The sequence below is a fragment of the Microbacterium sp. 1.5R genome (assembly GCF_001889265.1).
Taxonomy (GTDB): domain Bacteria; phylum Actinomycetota; class Actinomycetes; order Actinomycetales; family Microbacteriaceae; genus Microbacterium.
In genome coordinates, this window is the sequence record NZ_CP018151.1 from 2,945,496 (window position 1) to 2,966,026 (window position 20,531).

Below are 20,531 nucleotides of genomic sequence, written 5' to 3' on the forward strand. Positions count from 1 at the left end.
TCAGGTCACGCGTCCGTCGCCCGGTCGCGAGACCCGGAGCCAGCGGTAGCCGTACGCCGGCACCTCCAGTTCGACCTCGCCGTCCGGCCCCAGCGCGATCTGGGCGGGATCGAGCAGATCGACGAGCCTCGTGCCCTCAGGCTCGTCCTCCACCCGGAACGAAGTCGTGACCGGCACCTCGGCGAAGTTGTGGAGGGCGATCATCCTGCCCACGTCCGCGGCGAGCGAGTGCGCGAGAAGCGAGGCGGCCGGCTGGTCGATGATCTCGAGCGTTCCCCAGCCGAGTTCCGGCGAGATCCGGTACGCCGAGGTGAGCGCCCGCACGAAATACAGCATCGACTCGCGGTCACCCAGCTGCGCGGCCACGTTCACGTGCTCCGGCGCGTACCCGTCGGACGGTGGCCGAGCGACGAGCCGGCTGGGCGCGGCATCCGAGAATCCCCCGTTCTTGTCGACCGACCACTGCATCGGCGTCCGCACCGCTTCGCGGCCGGGGATCTCGATGTTCTCCCCCATGCCGATCTCCTCGCCGTAGAACAGCACCGGGGTGCCGGGCAGGGTGAAGAGCAGGCTGTAGGCCATGCGGATGCGACGAGGGTCGCCCTCGAGCATCGGAGGAAGGCGGCGGGTGATGCCCCGCCCGAACACGCGCTGGCGCTCATCGGGCGCGAAGGCGTCGAACACCTCCTGACGCTCGCTGTCGCTGAGCTTGTCGAGGGTCAGCTCGTCGTGGTTGCGCAGGAAGTTCGCCCACTGCACCTCGGATCCGAGCACGGGTCGAGCCCGCAGCGCCTCGATCAGCGGAGCGGGGTCCTTGCGGGCGAACGACAGGTACAGCGACTGCATCCCGACGAAGTCGAACTGCATGGTGAGCTCTTCCTCATCATCACCGCCGAAGTACTGCACCTGCTGGTCGTAGGGCAGGTTGACCTCGCCGAGCAGGATCGCCTCGCTCGACCGGCGCTGCAGGAAGCGGCGGATGTCGCGCAGCAGATCGTGGGGCTCGGGGATGCCGGAGCCCTCGGGGATCTCGAGCAGGAAGGGCACCGCATCGACGCGGAAGCCGGAGATGCCCAGCTGCAACCAGAAGCCGATGACCTTCGCGATCTCGTCACGCACCCGAGGGTTGGCGATGTTCAGGTCGGGCTGGTGCTCGTAGAAGCTGTGCTGGTACCACTGCCCCGACTTCTCGTCCTTGCCCCAGATGCCGTTCGCCTGCCCGGGGAAGACGGCGTTCTTCTGTCCCTTCGGAGGTGCGTCGTCACGCCACACGTAGTAGTCGCGATACGGCGAATCCACACTCCGTTTCGCGGCGAGGAACCACGGATGCCGGTCGGAGGTGTGGTTGATGACCAGGTCGACGATCACCCGCATCCCGCGGTCCCGTGCAGTGCGGATGACCTCGACGAAGTCGCCGTGGGTGCCGAGTCGCGAGTCGATCCCGTAGAAGTCGCTGACGTCGTAGCCGTCGTCGCGGTCGGGCGTCGGATAGAACGGCATCAGCCACAGGCAGGTGACGCCGAGCTGCGAGAGGTAGTCGATGCGCTGGGAAAGGCCCTGCAGATCGCCGACGCCGTCGCCGTTCGAGTCGAGGAACGTCTCGACGTCGAGGCAGTAGATGACTGCGGTCTTCCACCAGAGGTCGCTCGTGTCGGTGATCTTCACAGTCGCTCCTTCAAGGCGGGGATGAGCTCGGATGCTGCGGCGTCGAGGTATCGGGACTGCTCGGAGCCGACGTGATGCAGGTAGACGCGGTCGAACCCGATCTGAACCAGATCCGCGATGCGGTCGGCCAGTGCGGTCGCGTCGTGGTCGATGAGGACGGCCTTGCGGAGCCCCTCCTCATCGATCCCGACCAGCGCCGCCTCGAAGTCCTCCGGCTGCTCGAGATCCCAGGTGACCGGAGGCGCGAGCAGACCGTTCCGCCACTGCTCGCGCGCGATCCCGAACGCCGCGTCGTCGCTCTCGGCCAGGCTGAGATGCACCTGCAGGATGCAGGGACCCGTGCCTCCTGCACCCCGGTAGGCATCGACGACGCGCTGCAGTGCGGCCGGTTCCTGCGCGACCGTCGCGAGGCCCTGCGCCCACGAGGCCGCCCACTCCGCCGTCTCGGCGCTCACAGCGGTCGCGAACAGCGGCGGCGGTTCAGCCGGTCGGCTCCAGACCCGCGCGCGATGCACCCGCACCAGACCGTCGTGGTCCACCTCCTCTCCCCCGATCAGCCGGCGGATCACATCGACGCTCTCGCGCAGTCGGTCGTTGCGGATGCTCTTGTCGGGCCATCCGTCGCCCGTCACGTGCTCGTTGACCGCTTCGCCGCTGCCCATCGCCGCCCAGAAGCGGCCGGGGAACATCTCCTCCAGCGTCGCGAACGCCTGCGCGATCATCACCGGGTGATACCGCTGACCCGGAGCATTGACCATGCCGATCGAGAAGCGGGTGCGGGCGAGCGCGGCGGCGATCCAGCTCAGGGCGAAACCCGACTCGCCCTGAGTCGTGGTCCACGGTGCGAGGTGGTCGGAGCACATCGCCCCGTCGAACCCTGCGCGCTCCGCCTCGACCACGGCCTCGAGCAGGGCGCTCGGGGGGATCTGCTCGTGCGATGCATGAAAACCGATGAACACCATGCGCCGAGTCTGGCAACGAACAGCGCGCGGCGGCAGTGGTGGACACTCCGGAACGAGTCTGGCAAGATGCGACGCCCGGACCGGCCCGCGGTCTCAGCTGCCCGGGCTCACGATTCCGAGCTCGTAGGCCAGGATCACCGCCTGGACGCGACTGGGCAGATCGAGCTTCACCAGGATGCGGCCGAAATGCGCCTTGACCGTCGACTCGCTCAGATGCAGCGTCTGCGCGATCTCGCTGTTGGCGAGGCCGCGCGCGACCTGCAGGAAGACGTCACGTTCCCGCTCGGTCAGCGCCGAGAGCGCGCCCTCCCGGGCCCCGGCGTCCGGCGGCGCGAGGTGCGGCAGGGCGACCTCGATGAGCTTCGCGGTGATGCGGGGTGCGACCACCGCATCACCGGTGGCGACCGTGCGGATCGCGGCGACGAGCTCGGCCGGTCTCGTGTTCTTGAGCAGGAATCCGGCGGCCCCGGCCTGCAGGGCTCCGAAGGCGAACTCGTCGAGATCGTACGTGGTCAGCACCAGCACCCTGGTCCGCGGCAGACGCGCGGCCAGGTCCTGCGTGGCCCGGATTCCGTCGATCCCCGGCATCCGCACATCCATCAGGATGACGTCGGGGGTCAGCGCGATCGCGGCCTCGACGGCGGAGGCGCCGTCGGCCGCTTCGCCGACCACGTGCACGTCGTCCTCCGCCTCGAGCACGAGACGGAGGCCGTAGCGGACGAGCTCCTGGTCGTCGGCGATCAGCACGCGGATCCGATCGGTGGGTGCGTCCGGGGTCATCCCGCTGCCTTCGTCTGAAGTCGCACGAACACGCGCCAGCCGCCGCCCGGTCGGGGCCCCGCCTCGACGTGTCCGTCATAGAACGCGGCGCGCTCGCGGATGCCGACGAGGCCGCGGCCCGGATCGATGATCGGCACCGCCGGCGCGGATCGATCCTCCACGAGGATCGACAGTCGCTCGTCGGCGACGCTGATCCTCACCAGCACGTCCTGCACCTCGCGCGCGTGCCGGAGAACGTTGGTCAGCGCTTCCTGCACGACGCGGTACACCGTGAGCCCGACCATGGCATCGAGGTCGATGGCACCGACCTGCTCGAACCTGACCGGCAGTCCTGCGCTGCGCGATTCGGCGACGAGGGCGGGGATGCGCTCCATGCTGGCCTGCACCCGCTGGCGGTCGACGGCGTCGGACTCACCGCGGACGGAGGTGAGCAGGCGACGCATCTCGACGAGGGTGCGGCGCCCGGTCTCGGCGACACGTCCGATCGCACGACGCGATTCCTCGGGGCGCGATTCCGCGGATGCCTGCGCACCGTCGGCGACGGCGATCATCACGGCGAGGCTGTGGGCGATCACGTCATGCATCTCCCGCGAGATCCTCTCGCGCTCGAGGACGGCGGCGATGTGCGCCTCCTGGTCCCGCTCTCGGCGCATCTGCTCCGCGCGCTCCGCGAGTGCCTGCAGCTCGCGACGCCGATGGCCGACGTCGAGTCCGACGAGGGTGGCGATCAATGCGACGGCGATCACGACCGCGCTGATCCCGAGCCAGTCCAGTGGCCAAGCGTCCACGTCGACCCGCGGCGCCAGCCCGAGCAGGGGCGGACCGACGCGCACCCGGATCGCGAGCACCAGTGCAGCGATCGTTCCGGTCGCCGCCGCGGCGGCGAATGCCAGCCACGCCCGCTGCGGGCGGGCGACGACGCCGCTGCGGTACAGCGCGCCGACGACCAGCACCGCTTCGGCACCGGAGCCGCCGGCGAACGACAGGGGCAGGAGCACGAGCACGACGATGAAGGCCGCCAGCGGATGCCGTCGCGACACGAGAACCGCTGCGACGCCGGCGACGAAGAGCGCCACCAGCGCCCACGCCGGAGTCGTCAGCGAGGACTCCACAGACAGATAGCCGAGCACCAGCGACACGGCCGCGTAGACCCCGAGCATCGCGAGGTCTGATCTCCGCCCACTCATACGTCTCTCGTGCGCAGAGCGAGCGCACCCGCGGCGAGCGCGACCGCTGCCCAGATCGACGCGATGAGCCAGCCAGCGCCGACGCTGATGTGTCCGGCCCACAGATCGAGGAACGGTCCGCCCTCCGCGCCGACACGACTCATCGCGTCGCCCGCGTTGCCCAGCTGTCCGATCCGCAGGATGCGGGAGATCAGGCCGTAGGGAAGCAGCGACGTGAGCACGGGAAGCAGCAGAGTGGCGAGGAAGACGATGATCGCGCCTGCGGTCGTCGACCGCACCAGTGCCCCGATTCCCACACCGAACAGAGCGCAGAGTCCGAGGTACGCGGCCGAGCTGAGCAGGGCGAGCACGACTCCCGGCGCGGCGAGCGGTGCCGCGAGGCCGAACTGCGCGTAGATCGGTGTGGTGAGCGCCCACGCGCTGAACACCGTGATCAGGGCGACAGCCGTGACAGCGGTGGATGCGACGAGCGCTTTCGCGCGCAGTATCCGCAGCCGGTCGGGCACGGCGACGAAGGTGGGCTGAATGGAGCCCGATGCGTATTCGGCCCCGATCAGCATGACTCCGAGGATACCGGCGATGATCTGCCCCAGAACGACGGTCGGCACGGTGACGTCGGCCATGGTGCGTTCGATCGACGGCACCGACGGCGCCCCCGACGATTCCAGCGTCACGCCGAGGAAGAGGCTGCCGCCGATGCCGATCAGGAAGATCCCGATCAGGGCGAGCGCGGCGGAGGGAAGACTGAACAGCTTGATCCACTCCGAGCGCAGCACGTGTCGGAACGCGGGGCGGCGAGTGCGGGCATCCGCTCGTCGGGGACTCGTCGTGATGGTCATCGTCGTGCTCCTTCTTCGGTGCGCTGCGCCCCCGCGCGGTATTCGGTGTCGGTTGCGGTGAGGGCGAGGTAGGCGTCCTCGAGCGACCCCTCGATGGTGGCGATCTCATGCAGCACGATCCCCGCGTCGGCTGCCCTGCGGGCGATGTCCTCCGCGGCGAGGTTCTCGATCTCGAGCGCGCCGTCGACCTGCGACGCGACCGTCGCCTCCGGCCCCGTCAGGAGGGCCGCCAGTCGGTCCGCCTCCCGCGTCCGGACGCGCACCACAGAGCGCGTCGCACCGGCGACCACCTCGTGCAGAGGTCCGTCGGCGAGGATCGATCCTCGCCCGATCACGAGCAGATGGTCTGCCGTCTGGGTCATCTCGCTCATCAGATGCGACGACAGCAGCACCGTCTTCCCCTCCCCCGCCAGCTGCCGCAGCAGAGCCCTGATCCACAGGATGCCGTCGGGGTCGAGACCGTTCACCGGCTCGTCGAGGATGATCGTCTGCGGATCCCCCAGCAGGGCGGCGGCGATGCCCAGCCGCTGGTTCATGCCGAGCGAGAATCCCCCGACTCGCCTGTCGGCCACGGCATCCAGACCCGCGATCCCGATCACCTCCCGCACTCGGGCCGCACCGATCGCGTGCGTGGCGGCGATCGCGAGCAGATGCTTGTAGGCGGTACGGCGTCTGTGGGCCGACCGGGCGTCGAGCAGGACGCCCACCTCGCGCAGCGGCGCAGGCAGATCGGCATAGGGGCGACCGTTCACCTCCGCCGTGCCGGCCGTCGGCCTGTCCAGACCCACGATCATTCGCATGGTGGTGGACTTGCCGGCCCCGTTCGGCCCCAGGAATCCGGTGACCGTGCCCGGTTCGACCGTGAAGTCGACTCCGTTCACCGCCACCCGCTCGCCATAGTGCTTGGTCAGAGACTGAACTCGGATCATGTCGCGCCTTTCGTCATCTTCGACGCTACGAACGGCCGCGCACGGGCACATCGGGCTGCGGTCCTGAACAGGGCGAGCGGGCAGTACCTGGGTCTACAGAGGGATGCCACCGGTGATCCCGCCCGAATCGGCCTCACCCGCTTCGGATGAGCCCATCGCTCATTCTCTGGCCGACCGGTGCGCGCACTGCGATACTGAGCGCAGAATCTCGATGACCGTCTTCTCACGTGCCGGTTCCACCCGAGATGAGGAGCGAGATGGCGAAGACCCGTTCGTCCGACGCACCGGGAGCACCTGCAGCACCGCACCCGGTCGCACCTGATTTCGTCCTGCGGCGCAGCCGAGGACGGGATGCCCGGATCCGCGCCCCCAGATCGGGCCAGGGGCCGTGGATCACACCGACGGATCGCGCCGATCCGATCGGGCTGCTGGAGGGCCAGGCGGCCTCACGGGTCGAAGAGCTCGTGCCTGTGCGGCACTCGCGGATGGCGGCTTCTCCGTTCGCCTTCTTCCGCGGCAGCGCGCTGCTCATGGCCGCGGATCTCTCGACGACACCTCACAGCGGTGTGATCGCACAGATCTGCGGTGACGCGCACCTGTCGAACTTCGGGCTGTTCGGCACGCCGGAGCGCCAGCTCATCTTCGACATGAACGATTTCGACGAGACGCTGCCCGGGCCGTTCGAGTGGGACATCAAGCGACTGGCGACGAGCTTCGCCGTGGCCGGACGCCAACGGCGCTTCACCGCCGCGCAGATCCACGACTGCGTCGAAGCCGCGGTGCGCGGATATCGGATCGCCATGAGCCGCGCTGCCGACGCTTCGGTCCTCGACGCCTGGTACGACCGATTCGACGCGGACCGCGCGCAGCGGCGCATCCGTTCCGCGAGGCGGAAGGGGCGGTCCGACGACGAGACGGTCGATCGGCTCGACGCCGCACTCGCCAGAGCGCGGAAGCGCGATCACGCGAAGTCGTTCTCGAAGCTCGTGGACCGCGAGGACGGCCAGCTGCGGATCCGAGGGAATCCGCCCCTGATCGTGCCCGTGGACGAGCTCGCCGCAGGCTACGACGGATTCGACGACGTGAGCGCGATGCGGGAACTGCTCGAGGAGTACCGACGGACTCTGCCCGGCGGTCGCCATCCCCTCTCCGAGTACCGCTACCGGCATATGGCGCGCAAGGTGGTCGGGGTGGGCAGCGTGGGCACCCGCGCGTGGGTGATCCTCCTCAGCGGACGCGACGACGACGATCCGCTGCTCCTGCAGGCGAAAGAGGCGCAGCCGTCGGTGCTGGAGCAGTTCCTCGGTCCCAGCGAATTCGATCACGCCGGCGAACGAGTCGTTCGCGGGCAGCGACTGATGCAGGCGGCCTCGGACATCTTCCTCGGATGGCAGCGCGTCACCAGCCTCGACGGCGTCACCAGGGACTTCTACATCCGCCAGCTCCAGGACTGGAAGGGCGGGATCGATCCCGAGGCGATGACTCCCGGAGGCGCCGCGCTCTACGCACGGGTGTGCGGTGAGACCCTCGCCCGGGCCCACGCCCGCAGTGGCGACCGCCTCGAGATCGCCGGATATCTCGGGCGCGGCCGAGGATTCGAGAGCGCCATCATCGCGTTCGCCGACACCTACGCCGACCAGAACGAACGGGACTTCGCCTCGTTCCGCGCCGCGTTGGATTCCGGGCGACTCGCCGCCGCCGATCTCGAACGACCCGCGCCATGAGCGCTCCGCTTCAGACGAGGCGCCCGGTCGCCGCGCATGCCGCGGGACGCAGAGCCCTGCGCGGCAGGCACGGCGTCCCCGGCTACGTGGCCGCCCTCGTGCTGCTGACCCTCTCCTACTGGCTCTGCGCCGTCCAGCGCACCACGAACCCGAGTCCGTCCGCCTTCCTGCTCATCCTCGCCACGGTCGCCGTCGTCTTCCACATCACCGCCGTGCGAGCCGTCATCCAGCACGTCGCGTGGATCGTGCTGGCCACCGCCGGCATCGCGACGATCGTCGCCACGCTCGTCGGGGCGGAAGGGCGGATCCTGGACGTCATGTTCTCGGCCGCATCCATCGCCGCTCTTCTGGTCGCTCCGGCCGCGATCGTGGCTCACCAGGCGCGGCGGCGTGGATTCAATCTCGAAGCGCTGATGGCGACGATCACCGCCTACCTCCTCGTCGGCATGCTGTTCACCTTCGTCTTCAACCTCGTGTCGCTCGTGTCGAGCGCTCCGATGTTCGGCGACGGGAGCGAGGACTCGCTGTCGAATCAGCTCTTCTTCTCCTTCACGACGCTGACGACGACGGGATACGGCAACCTCGCACCGGTGACATCGGGCAGCCAGGCGGTCGCCGTCGCCGAGGCGATCACGGGCCAGCTGTTCCTCATCACCGCGGTCGCGCGCATCATGCGCGGCAGCAGTCTTCGACCGGCCACCCGGCCCGACTCTCGCCAGGAGGCGTCATGAAGAGGTGGAACGTCGTCATCGTGCTCGGCAGCGCGCAGTTCGTGATGGTGCTCGACGGCACCGTCATGAACGTGTCGATCTCGACGGTCGTGGACGACCTCGACACCACCGTGGCCGCGATGCAGGGCGCGATCACGTTCTACACGCTGACGATGGCGGCCTTCATGCTGCTCGGAGCGAAGCTCGGCGATGTGTGGGGTCGGCGGCGAGCCTTCGTGATCGGATCCTGCGTGTACGCGGTCGGCTCGCTGGTCACGGCGGTGAGCCCGAACGTGCAGACCCTGTTCCTCGGCTGGTCGGTCATCGAGGGGCTCGGCGCCGTGCTGGTGATACCCGCCATCGCCGCGCTCGTCGCCGACAACTATCAGGGACGCGAACGGGTCACCGCGTTCGCCGTCATCGGCGCGGTCTCGGGGGCCGCGGTGGCCGCCGGTCCGCTCATCGGGGGCTTCGTCACGACGTACTTCGACTGGCGCTACGTGTTCGCTGCAGAGGTGGTGATCATGATCGGGGTGGTGCTGTGCGCCCGGATCATCACCGACGCCACCGAGCGGGTCCGCATCCGCATCGACCTCCTGAGCGTCGCGCTGTCGTCAGCGGGCCTCGTCGCTGTCGTCTTCGGGATGCTGCAGAGCAAGGTGTGGGGATGGATCGTGCCCCTGCGCATCCCCGTCATCGGGGGCGTGCCGGTCGCGCCGCTCGGCATCTCGCTCGCGGCGTGGCTCATCGTCGTCGGCGTGCTGCTCGTCGCGCTGTTCATCGCCAGGCAGCGGATGCTCGTGCGCGTCGGGCGTCAGCCCCTCGTCACCGTCGAGGTGTTCCGGATCAGCTCTCTTCGCAGCGGCCTCTCGGTGCTCGGCGCGCAGTACGCCGTGACGGCGGGACTCTTCTTCATGGTGCCGGTGTACCTGCAGATGACGCTCGGGCTGGATGCCCTTCAGACCGGCATCAGGATCTTCCCGCTCTCGGTGGCCCTGGTGCTGTTCTCCATCGTCGGCACCGCCCTCACGAAGCGGATGTCCCCTCGCACCATCGTGCGGATCGGTCAGCTCCTTCTGGTCTTCAGCGCGCTGGTGCTGCTCGGATCGGCGACGAGCGACCTGCGCAGCGGCCTCTTCGCCGTCGGCATGTTCCTTTCGGGTGCGGCCCTCGGGCTGCTCGCCTCGCAGCTGGGCAACGTCAACATGTCGAGCGTGAGCGCGAAGGAGACGAGCGAGGTGGGCGGTCTGCAGGGGGTCTTCCAGAATCTGGGATCATCACTCGGCACCGCACTCATCGGGTCGATCCTGATCGGGGCCCTGTCGACCTCGTTCGCCTCCGGAGTGGCCGCGAGCGACCTCTCCGCGACGACCCGAGCCTCGGTGGCCGCGTCGACCGAGCACGGCGTCACGATCGTTCCCGCGTCGGCCGTTCCCGCGATCGCCGAGGAGGCGAGGCTCAGCGCCGACGACGCAGAAGCACTGGCCGAGATCTACCGCGAATCGCAGCTCTCCTCGCTGCGTGTCGCGTTCTTCGGACTCATCCTCATCAGCCTCCTGGCGCTGTTCTTCTCGCGCGGCATCCCTCGGGAGATCGAGGTCCGTCGACGACGCGAAGACAGGGTCGTCGACGGATGACCGGGTCTGATCATTCCGCGGCGAGCGCCGCCCGCCGGATCAGGCGGTGTCCGCGTGCGGCAGTGCCAGCTCCACGAGGCTCACGACGAACTTCCCCGGCTCCTCGAGCATGCAGAGGTGGGCGGAGTTCTCGAACCAGACGACGTGCGTCGACGGAGTGGACACGCGTTCGATCCACCGTTCGACGGGTGGCGTGGGAGTCGTCCAGTCATGGCGTCCGAGGAACTGGAGCATCGGCACGTCGAACGCGGTCCTGTCGCTCGCGTCGAACGACAGCAGAGCGGGCAGCACCTGCGGCATGGTCACCTGCTGCCCGACGCTGATGAGTTCCACCTCGTCCTCCGTGTAGTACGGCGAGAGTGCTTCGGAGTCCGTGAAGTACGCGGACTCCGACCGATAGGCAGACAGCCCGCCGTAGTGCTGCGCCCACCTCCTGCATGTCACGATGCGCTCCAGCGTGAGCGGCTGCGCTCCGGGATACTCGCCGAGCGACTCGAGTTCGGCGACGGCGTCGTCGTTCTGATCGGCGATCGCACTGCGCATCGCGAACGCGAAGCTCTCGGCCTCGTTCTCGGGGCCGGAGATCACCTGCCCGACCCCGATGTAGGCCCAGAGCAGATCGGGTCGCCGCTCAGCCACCGTGATGCCGATGATCGTCCCCCAGCTATGGCCGAGGACCCCCACCCTGCGCACGCCCAGTTCGCGCTGGAGCCACGTGATCAGCTCCACGAGATCGTCGACGTACCGCGCGACGCTCAGGTCCATCCCGTCATGCGCGCCGACCGCAGACCTGCCGCTGGCGCGCTGGTCGTAGTTGACGACGGTGAAGTAGTCCTCGACAGCGCGCTGCCAGATCCACGACGACGGCAGAGCGGGAAGCGCCGGTCCGCCGTGGCAGACGACGAGGACCGGGTTGCGGGCATCCCGACCTCGGATCGAGACGAACTGCGCGACACCTCCCAGCTCGACGTACGCGGTGCGATCGATCGCGTCGGGGTTGGGGATGCGGCACAGATCCGCGATGACGGCTCGGCCGGTGTCGTCGGTCATGGTAGCCAGCGCAGCCGTCGCCTTCTCGCCCGGACGAGGAGCAGAACCCCGCCCCCGAGCACGGCGATGCCCGCGCCGATCGCAAGCCATGCGTCCCGCGCGTCGAGTCCCGTGGAGGGAAGAGGTGCGATGAACGTGTTCGTGAAGACGAGGCCGATGGTCTGATCGGAGACCGTGACCGTGGTCGATGTTCCGGGAACCTCTTCACCGTCGACCGTGATCCTCGTCTCGGTCGCCCCGCCCGTGTCCGTCTCGGTGACCACGCAATCGCTGCCCGAGGGCACTCCCTCGATCTGCGCCGTCGCTCGGTCCGGTCCACCGATCTCGTACGACGAGTCGAGGACGACGAGGCCGGGTTCCGGGTGGGACGAATCGATGAGCACGCATGTCACCTGCACCGGGAAGAGCCGGGAGACGGCGTCCGCACCCGATCCGTCGACGATCTTCGTGATGCGGAGATCACCGGTGGTGAACACGTTGGTGATCGCCACAGACGTCTGATCCGAGGAGTCCACATCCGGGAGCGGTGCGAGCTCCGCTGTGGTTCCGGCGACGGCGTCGCCTGCCTGTCCGCCCTCGGTCACGACCAGGGTGGTGTAGTCGGCATCCGCCGGATCGGTCTCCGTGACTCCGCACTCGGCGCCCTGCGGAAGCTCGGTCCACGTGATCGTCTCTCCATCGGCGATCGTCCGGGTCATGGGCTCCAGCGCCTGCACCTGCTGCTCGTCCCAGACGCATTCGAGGGTCACCTCGAAGGGTCCGTATGCGACGGGTTCGCCGTCCGCGGCCACGGCTCCGCCGCCATCGACCGTCTTCGACACAGAGACCTGTGCGAGGTCGAAGGTGTTCTGCACGTCCAGTCCTGGCTGTGGCTGGTCGTCGACGCTCAGGATCGACGGGTCCGTCTGCACCGTGAACGCGTAGCTCTCGCCATCACCGGCGACGACCTCTCCTGCGGAGTTCAGGATCGCCGTCGAGCTGGCACCGCCGTCATCGACCTCGGTGAGGCGGCAGGCGGACCCGGTCGGAAGCTCCTCCCACAGTGCCGTCGGAGAGTCGGCGCTGACGACCCGCACTGCCCCGTCGGGGATGCCGACGACCTCTCCGTCACGGACGCACGTGAGCCGCAGCTCATACGCGGCGTTGCCGAACTTCTCGACGCCGTCGCCCGCGAACGTCTTCGTCACCTCGAGCGAGCCGGTGAGATACCAGTTCGTCGCGGTCACGGTGACGAGGCCGCCGGTCACCGGCACCACGCCGATGCCGACAGAGGTGTCCGCACCGTCATTGGGCTCGATCACCACGGCATCCGCCCCGTTGAGGTCGTCCTCGGTCACGGTGCATTCGGATCCCGGAACGACATCCGTCAGCGGCGTCGACCATCCGTTCGCCGCATTCAGCTCGACAGAGGTCGACAGCACCGTCTCGCCGGCGAGCACGCAGACGACGGTGAAGGTGAAGGTCTCGTCGGATCCGAACTGCTCGGCACCCGCACCCTCGAGATCCTTCACCAGCAGCAGCGCCGTTGCGTCGTACAGGTTCGTGTAGGTGACGGTGTTGACGGTGGTGTCGGTGCCCGGCTGCAGCTCGGGGATCACCACCGTGCGGCTCTCCTGGTCGATCTGCGGTGCCAGCTCGCCGTCTGCTCCGACGACCTCGGCCGCGGTGATCGTGTCGTCGGCCCCCCGGTCGTCCGTCTCGGTGACGGTGCACTCCGAGCGTGCGGGGATGGGCGAGATCACCTCGGTCTGGCCGGCATCGAGCGTGAACGTGTCGTCCACCACGACCTCTCCGCGGAAGGTGCACAGGACTTCGAACTCGAAACCGGTGGGCACGAACGGGCTGTCGGATTCGACGATCTTGCCGACCTCGAGCGCCGCCCACTCGTAGGAGTTCTCGACGGTGAGCGCGAACACCTGATCCGCTGCCGTCACGGTGACGGCCTCGGGAGTGACGACGGCGGCCGTCTGACCGGCGTCGTCCTCGGCGACCGTGCAGACCGAGCCGACCGGAACGTCGGGGATGACGACCGGGGCTGCGCCCGGGACGAGCGTGACGACCCCGTCATCGACCAGAGGCACCTCGGCACCGAACCAGTCGCACGACACCGTCGCGGTGTACTCCGCAGGCACGGGGAACCCGTCGGGAGCCTCCACGGTCTTCTCGACCGACACCGAGCCGTTGTCGAACTCGTTCGTGACGGACACCTCCACGGGCGTCACGTCGTCGCCGATGATGACCGGCTGGGCCGGACTGATCGTCGTGCCGGTGGCGTGCCCCGCCTCGGGCTCCGAGACCGTGCATGCGGCTCCGGTCGGCAGGCCCTGATAGAGCGCGCTGCCCGCACCGACGATGATGCGGGTGGGTCCGCCGGGAATCTCGATGTCGGTGATGACGCCGTTGACGTCCCGTGTGCAGGCGAGGCTGATCAGGTACTCGTCCTGGATCGCCGGATCCAGCTCCGCGGCCGGCGCGCCGACGAGCTCCTTCTGCACCTGGAGGGCGCCGACCGTGAACGTGTTGGTCACATCTGCCTCGACGGGAGTCGCCGGGTCGTCCCCGACCACGACGGTGACGGGACCCGTGCTCGAATTGGCGCTGCCGTCAGCCGTCTCCGTCACCGTGCACTCGGCACCGGTGGGAAGATCCTCGACCAGCCAGGTGGGGTCGTCTCGACTGAGAGTGGCGGAGTCCGAGTACACCGGATCCGGGGTCGCACCCTCGAGCGTGCACACCATCTCGACGGTGAAGGTCGCACCGCCCCACTCATCTCCCCCGGCGCCCGCGATCGACTTCGTGACCTCGACGGCACCGGTGGTGAACGCGTTCTCGACGCCGACGACGGTCAGCGCCGCCGACGGTCCGTCTGCATACGGGAGGATCGTGAAGGAGGTCTCGTCGGCGACGACCTCATCGCCCACCACCCCGTCCTCCGTGACGACGATGGTGGTCTGCGCCGCGCCGCCCGCGTCGGTCTCGGAGACCGAGCACTCGGATCCGGCAGGGAGGTCGGCGAAGGTCCGGATGTCGCCGTCCTGCAGCGTGAACTGCCGGTCGGCCTCGGGGATCGCCTCCTGCCCGAGATAGCTGCAGGTCGCCTCGAAGGAATACGTGCGCGTGTAGGCGACGGGCTCACCGTTCTCGTCGGAGGCACCGCCGTTGTCGACGCTCTTCGCGACGGAGAACCCACCGGCGGCGAAGTCGTTGATGACGGTGATCGCCGCCTGCTCGGGGTCACCGCTGTAGGGGTCCCAGATCGACGGCTCTTCACTCCAGTCCCGATCGGCGGTCACTCCGGTCTCGGGATCCACGGTCACCGTCACCCCCGGGAGCACCGGGTCTTCGGCCACGGTGCAGGTCGAGAAGAGGGGCAGGTTCACGGGTCCGGTCTCGCTGTTGTACTGGAGCACGGTGCCGTCGGCGTCGACCGACGGACGGCTCGCGTCGCTGCCGTCTGCACGCAGCAGGGTGACGGCCTCGCCGCCGGAGGTGCAGGTCACGAGAAGCGGGTAGCTCGCCGGCAGCTCGATGTCGGTGGAGAACTCCGGCGCCTGCACGTCCTTGGCGAGGAGCAGCTGGCCGGTGGCCGCCGCGACGCCCACCTTCTGCGGTTCGACCACGAGAGAGGGCCGCTCGGGCTGCGAGACGGTGGCGTTGGAGCGGGATGCGGTGGCGAAGGAGTTGTAGGCGACGGGAAGACCCGACGGCACGGCCGACGCCGCCGGCAGCACGAACGGCGTCTGCGTCTCGTAGGTGAGTCGCAGCGTCTCGCCCGGACGAAGTCCTGGTGCCGGCGAGAGGGCGTCGGGGTTGTCGTACTCGAGCACGAGGAGCACGCTGCGCGCGGCGGCCAGCGTCTCGGGCGGCGTGGCATCGCTCGCCAGCTCCCATTGGAAGTCGCAGGCGGGGTCGACGGCGGCATCCTCGGTGAACACCTTGATCGCGTTGTCGTTGCAGGACTGGCTGAGCTGAGCCGGAGAGAGATAGATGCCGTACGTGGCATACGCGCTGTCCTGGAGGGAGGCGAAGTTCGCAGCGAGGGTGCCCGACAGCGTCACCGGGAACTGAGACCCTCGGTCCGCGGCGACGATCACGCCCTGGTCGCCGACCGTGGGCAGCGTGTCGACCGCCGCCACCACTCTGGCACTCGTGTTGCCGTTGTTGGTGAAGTCGATGCGCCACGACTCCTCGCCTCCCGGGCGGGTGACAGGGGCGCACGGGAACGAGTGGTAGCCGTCGTCCACGACGCCCGGCAGCGACGGGTCGCACGCCGCCGCGTCGCCGCTGACGTTGAGCACGCCCAGATCGTCGTCGGCTGTGGCGGGGTCGCCCGCGCCCGTTCCCTTGACGTACTTCTTCGCCGAGATCGCCGCACTGGCGAGCGGCGTGACCTCCGTGTCGGCCGCGCAGGTCGCGACACCGGACTCGGGACTCTTCGGCGCGAGATCGGTACCGTCGATCACCGTCGTGCCCTGGCAGGTCTCGAAGAGGCGGTCGGAGCTGACGGTCACCGTGTTGCCGACGGTCGTGTCCGGGGTGAGGTCGTCGCGGAACCGCAGCGGCGCGGTCACCGTCAGCGTCCAGCCGGCCTCGAACACGAAGTCGTCGGGCGCAGTGATGGTGAGCAGACCGGTGGCCTCATCCAGCTCGGCGCTGAAGCCAGGGTCCTCGGTGGGGGCACCGGAGCCGCTGAGCGCGAAGGCATACGCCGGCGGAGTGGGTTCGACGAGCAGCGAGCCCTCGGCATCCGTCTCGATCTGGTCGACCACCTCGAAGCCGGTCATGTCCCACTGCCCGGTGTTGGCGACGGTGATGACATAGGGGATCGTGCCGGAGGCGCTCACGAGCGCCGACGATCCGCGGGTCTTCGTGACCTCGACCGTGTTCGGGCGATGCAGCACCACGGTCGAATCGGATGCCTGGCCTTCCTGCTCGAAGACCTGATCAGGACCGAACTGCGCCGTGCTGTACGACTGCACGTCGTCGCTGATCACGCCCAGCTCCGTCTGGCCGGGGTTCGGCTGCAGATCGGGCCGGGTGGTCGAGACGAGGACATCGGGGTCGCTGCGCAGGAACTCCCGACGCTCGGTGGTCACTGCGAACGTGAGCTGCGGGTTGAAGGGACGCTCCCACTGCAGGATCTCGCCGTCCGCGTCCACCTGACGCGCGCTGAAGCGCACGCCCACGATCGTGTCCGCGTCGACACCCGCCGGTGGGTCGAGCTGAACGGTCGACGGCGTGGGCGATGCGATCCACTCGCCGGTCTCCCAGCACGGCGAGGCGTCCGTCACCGGTGCGCCGTTGCAGGTGGCGACGAGATCGCCGGCGACCTCGTCGTACTCGACGTCGCGCCCGGCGTCGTCATCGACGAGCACATCCATCGCCACTTCGTTCACCGGGGCGGGGACCGCGATCTGCGCGCCCACAAAGTCCATCGTGTTCCAGAACGTCGGCGTGCTGTCGGTGAGCTCGAAGGACGTGGTGCGCGCGGTCCCGTTCGGTCGTCCGCCGAGCTCGGTGACGTACGTGGTCGATTCGTCCTCATAGACGGATTCGGGACTGATCGTCTTGGTCGTCTCGATCGCATAACTCGCCGCGACGATCGCGAACTCATCAGCGGCATCCGCGATGCCCGTGCCGCACTGGTTGTCGGCGCATCCCTCCAGCACCGGGCTCTCGAGCTGCACATGGGCGTCGTTGACGATCGATTCGCCCGCGGGGGTCACGGTGACGGGTTGTGCCGGGTCCGACCTCAGCACGTCTCGCAGTTGCCAGGTCAGCAGGACTCGTCCCGACGCGCCGGTCGGGATCGCCGGGGTCCCGTCGTCCGAGCGGAACGCGACGGAGAGTCCCGTCACGTCGGCGAGGTCGGTGGCGTCGAGCTCGAGGGCCTCGGCATACGAGTACTCCGTCGAACTCGCACCGCGGGCGAGAGTGACGGCGGTCTCTTCTTCGGAGATGCCCGCGGGCAGCTCGATCGCGTCGATGTCATGAAGATCGAGGGTGTCGAACGCGGTGTCCGCAAGCGCCTCCCCTGCGGTCGGGTCGTCGATGACCATGCCGGACACCCGGGCGGCAGAGATGTTCGTGGCCACGAGGGTCGCGCTGATGAGCGGATACTCGGACGGGTCCGCAGGCGGATCCACGGCCGGCAGCCCCAGCTGATCCTGATCGAAGGTCTTGGTGAGCGTGGCGTTGATGGGCTGATCGACGATCAGGATCGTGTCGTCCGCGCCGTCGAGGCTGTCGACTCCTGTCGCTGCGTTGACGCCGCGGGCGCTGGCGGTGTTGTCGACGAGTCCCGGCTCACCCGTGTTGTACGTGTAGTCGTGGAAGTTGCCCAGCACCGCCTGCGAGGGAACGCTCCGCAGCGTGTCGCGCACCTGGAACTGCAGATCCAGGGGACGGCGTTCGTACGACGACCCGACGCCCTCGCCGTCCGTCCCCTCCGAGATCACGATCCGGACCGCGAGAGCGTCGGCGCTCTGCGCCTCGGTGAGCGTGTAGCCGCCGAACTCCCCGTCGCATCCTGCCGCGCATGCCTGCGCGGTGATGTCGGTCCATCCCGCCCCGTCCAGGTACAGCGCGACCTCGGAGACGACGTCTCCCGCGATCAGGGGGTCGGTCGTCGTCGTGATCGGATCGATGGCGACGAGGTTCCACGCGTCGTAGACCGATCCCGCCGTATCGGCCGGGTCCGCCGTCTCGGAGATGTCGGTGAGGGTCATGCTGCTGATGTTCAGCCCCTCCGTCGACCAGAGGAGCCGGGCGGTGCGGCGTTCGCCCGACAGCGCGGGAACGTCGTCCTGCAACCACTGCTTGTCGAGGAAGTCCGGTCCGACCCCGCCGTCGATGGGCAGCACGTCGACGTCATCCGATGCGTCCGCGGTCTTCTCCCCCCCGGCATCGGGGTTGTCGACGAGCGACTGCGCGGTGTTGGCGAAGGTCGCCTCCTCGTCCTGCGCGTCGGTCAGGTCGACGCCGATGTGCGTGGCGACCGTGAACCCGGGCGGGAGCAGAACCGGACAGCCGTCCGCATCCAGCGGCAGGTATTCGAGCTGGATGCCGCCGATGTCGTCCTGGAGATCCGCGGGGATCTCGTACGACCACAGCGACTCCGGGCCCGGCACCTCCGTCGCGTCCGGGAAGTCGGTCCACGGCCCGTCCGGTTCCTGCCAGTAGCGGACGGTGAGAGTCGTGCATGCCGGGATGTCCGTGTTCGTGATCTCCGTGGCCGTGAAGGCATCCCAGAACGCCGTGTCGGCCTGCGGGTCCGCCGGGTCGGAGATGACGAGGCGCTCGGATCCCGTCGTGGATTCCGGCGTGACGTTGCCCGTCAGCGTGACATCCGCGTCGGTTCCCGGCACTCCCCAGATCGTGTCCGGAGCGATGGACTTGGTCACGGAGGTGTCGAGCGTGAGGGGGTCGATCGTGAACGGGGCGGACGCGTCATCGATGCCGATCTGGCCGGCGCTGTTCTCGGCGGCGGTGTCTACCGCGTTGGTGCTCGCCACCGCGTCGTCGGTCGGCAGCGCCGTGATGTCGATGGGGATCGCCGCGTAGGAACCGGCGACGATCGCATCCCCCTCGGCCGAGTAGACGATGGTGAATCCCTCGACCGTGCAGCCGTCGGTGGGCTCGGGCAGCGTATCGGGAGTGGTCGTCGATTCCGTGCTGGCTGCGCAGTCGCTGTACTGATAGGTGATCTCGGCAGCGGTCGCGGCGACGGGCCATTCCACATCGCCGAATCCGTCGAACCGCAGCCCCTGCTCGGTGAAGGTCGCGGCGCCCGCAGTCGGCTCGGTGACGGTGAGCGTCTGGACGTTCTGGGATCCGACGGTGGCGACGATGCCGGCGGTGGCGCTCTGGCCGCTGACGAGCGTGTTGTCGCTGAACGACTTCTCGATCGTGACGTCGGGGAGGCGCTGGGCGATCACGACGGACGCCGAGTCCGTCGTGGGGTCGCTGGATTCTCCGGCGCGGGCGACCGTCGACGACGCATCGTTGACGACCGTCACGTCGGTGTCATCCGGAATCGATGTGACGGCGTCGTTCGTGACCGTGTGGACGACGACCTCTCCCGTGGCCCCGGGCGCGAAGGTTCCGGTGAAGGTCACACGGACACCGCCGGACTCGCTGATCGGATCCGGGGCTGTCGTCGTCCAGGTGCCGTCGACGAAGTACTCCGTCGTCGTCGACTCCGTTCCGTCCGGAGGCGTGATGTCGTAGCCGGTCACATCGAGGTAGCCGCCGAACTCTCCCGGGGGTGTCACCGGGTCCTGGATGACGATCGTGTCGACGTTCTGGTTCGAGGCGTTCCCGGGAGTGACCGTCCAGTCGACCACCTCACCGGGTACCGCCGGAAGGGTGCTCGTCGGCGCGACCGTCTTGTCGATGCTCGACTCGAGCGTCGTGTCCACGGCGAGCACGACGTCCGCGGTCGCCGGCGTGGCCGGCGCGTTGTCGGCGACCGCCGTGGCCGTGTTCGTCACCGTCGCACCGTCCCACGTGCCATCGGCCGCAGGGTCGACGATCGCGTTGACGGTCACCGTCATGCTGTATCCCGCGGGCCAGATGACCGGGTCTGCGGTGAGATCCAGCCCAGGGGTGATGGCGAAGCTGTTCTCCGCCGTGTCCACGTCGAGGTCGTAGTCGCCGGCGGGCTGTCCGGCTGGCGGGTTGATCTGCACCGTGACCGGATTCGCGATCGCCGGGTTGAACAGGAGCGGATCCGGGAGCTCGTCGCTGATGACGGTGTTGAGGCAGCCGGGGTCGTTCACCGACGAGCAGTTGACGGTGATCTGATAGGTCACCGTGTCGCCGGGTCCGAAGGGGCCCGCCTCGACTGCGGACTTCTGGATCGAGAACGCCGCCACCGCGAAGGCCGGCGCCGCTCCGAAGGCCAAGGATGCCGCGGCGAGCGCGAGCACGGTGAGTCCTGCGAGAAACCGTCGTCGCCGTTCCATGTCGATGACCCCCCTGAGCCTGCGTGGATCAGGCCAGCGTAGGAAGGTCCCGAAGAGACCGACAGGACGCCCTCACCCTGCC

11 protein-coding genes are annotated in these 20,531 nt (G+C 68.6%); 3 read left to right on the forward strand and 8 right to left on the reverse strand.

Going from position 1 to position 20,531, the window contains the following annotated elements:
- The 6 genes from BMW26_RS14185 to BMW26_RS14210 all read right to left on the reverse strand — a co-directional run bounded on the left by BMW26_RS14185 (position 1) and on the right by BMW26_RS14210 (position 6,362).
- The gene (locus BMW26_RS14185) at positions 1-1,665 is read right to left on the reverse strand and encodes an alpha-amylase family protein (RefSeq protein WP_072591797.1); all 1,665 of its coding nucleotides are present in this window, start codon (positions 1,663-1,665) and stop codon (positions 1-3) included.
- Entirely contained in the window at positions 1,662-2,627 is a 966-nt protein-coding gene (locus tag BMW26_RS14190) for a TIGR03885 family FMN-dependent LLM class oxidoreductase (protein ID WP_072591798.1), read from the reverse strand. Before BMW26_RS14190 ends, BMW26_RS14185 begins: the two co-directional genes overlap by 4 nt.
- Before the next feature lie 93 nt (positions 2,628-2,720).
- Complete coding sequence (locus tag BMW26_RS14195; protein ID WP_072591799.1) at positions 2,721-3,407, reverse strand: response regulator; 687 nt, start codon at positions 3,405-3,407, stop codon at positions 2,721-2,723.
- Positions 3,404-4,594, reverse strand: coding sequence for a sensor histidine kinase (locus BMW26_RS17790; RefSeq protein ID WP_072591800.1), 1,191 nt, complete (start codon positions 4,592-4,594; stop codon positions 3,404-3,406). The genes BMW26_RS14195 and BMW26_RS17790 overlap by 4 nt, the downstream gene beginning before the upstream one ends.
- Positions 4,591-5,433, reverse strand: coding sequence for a hypothetical protein (locus tag BMW26_RS17795; protein WP_072591801.1), 843 nt, complete (start codon positions 5,431-5,433; stop codon positions 4,591-4,593). Before BMW26_RS17795 ends, BMW26_RS17790 begins: the two co-directional genes overlap by 4 nt.
- Positions 5,430-6,362 (reverse strand): ATP-binding cassette domain-containing protein, encoded by a 933-nt coding sequence (locus BMW26_RS14210; protein WP_072591802.1) that lies wholly within the window; start codon positions 6,360-6,362, stop codon positions 5,430-5,432. Before BMW26_RS14210 ends, BMW26_RS17795 begins: the two co-directional genes overlap by 4 nt.
- A 257-nt stretch (positions 6,363-6,619) precedes the next feature.
- Here BMW26_RS14210 and BMW26_RS14215 point away from each other — a divergent pair, with 257 nt between their 5' ends.
- Genes BMW26_RS14215 through BMW26_RS14225 form a run of 3 tightly spaced genes read left to right on the forward strand, consistent with a single transcriptional unit; the run spans position 6,620 to position 10,433 of the window.
- A complete protein-coding gene (locus BMW26_RS14215; RefSeq protein ID WP_072591803.1) occupies positions 6,620-8,086 on the forward strand; it encodes a DUF2252 domain-containing protein in 1,467 nt (488 codons plus the stop codon).
- Complete coding sequence (locus BMW26_RS14220; RefSeq protein ID WP_072591804.1) at positions 8,083-8,817, forward strand: ion channel; 735 nt, start codon at positions 8,083-8,085, stop codon at positions 8,815-8,817. The genes BMW26_RS14215 and BMW26_RS14220 overlap by 4 nt, the downstream gene beginning before the upstream one ends.
- Positions 8,814-10,433 (forward strand): MFS transporter, encoded by a 1,620-nt coding sequence (locus BMW26_RS14225; RefSeq protein WP_072591805.1) that lies wholly within the window; start codon positions 8,814-8,816, stop codon positions 10,431-10,433. Before BMW26_RS14220 ends, BMW26_RS14225 begins: the two co-directional genes overlap by 4 nt.
- Positions 10,434-10,472: 39 nt before the next feature.
- On the opposite strand, the gene BMW26_RS14230 is transcribed toward BMW26_RS14225, so the two are convergent.
- Entirely contained in the window at positions 10,473-11,483 is a 1,011-nt protein-coding gene (locus BMW26_RS14230) for an alpha/beta fold hydrolase (protein ID WP_198032330.1), read from the reverse strand.
- Positions 11,480-20,449 carry a DUF5979 domain-containing protein gene (locus BMW26_RS14235; protein WP_072591806.1) on the reverse strand — a complete coding sequence of 2,990 codons (8,970 nt, stop codon included), beginning with the start codon at positions 20,447-20,449 and terminating at the stop codon, positions 11,480-11,482. Before BMW26_RS14235 ends, BMW26_RS14230 begins: the two co-directional genes overlap by 4 nt.
- Between the last annotated feature and the right edge of the window lie 82 nt (positions 20,450-20,531).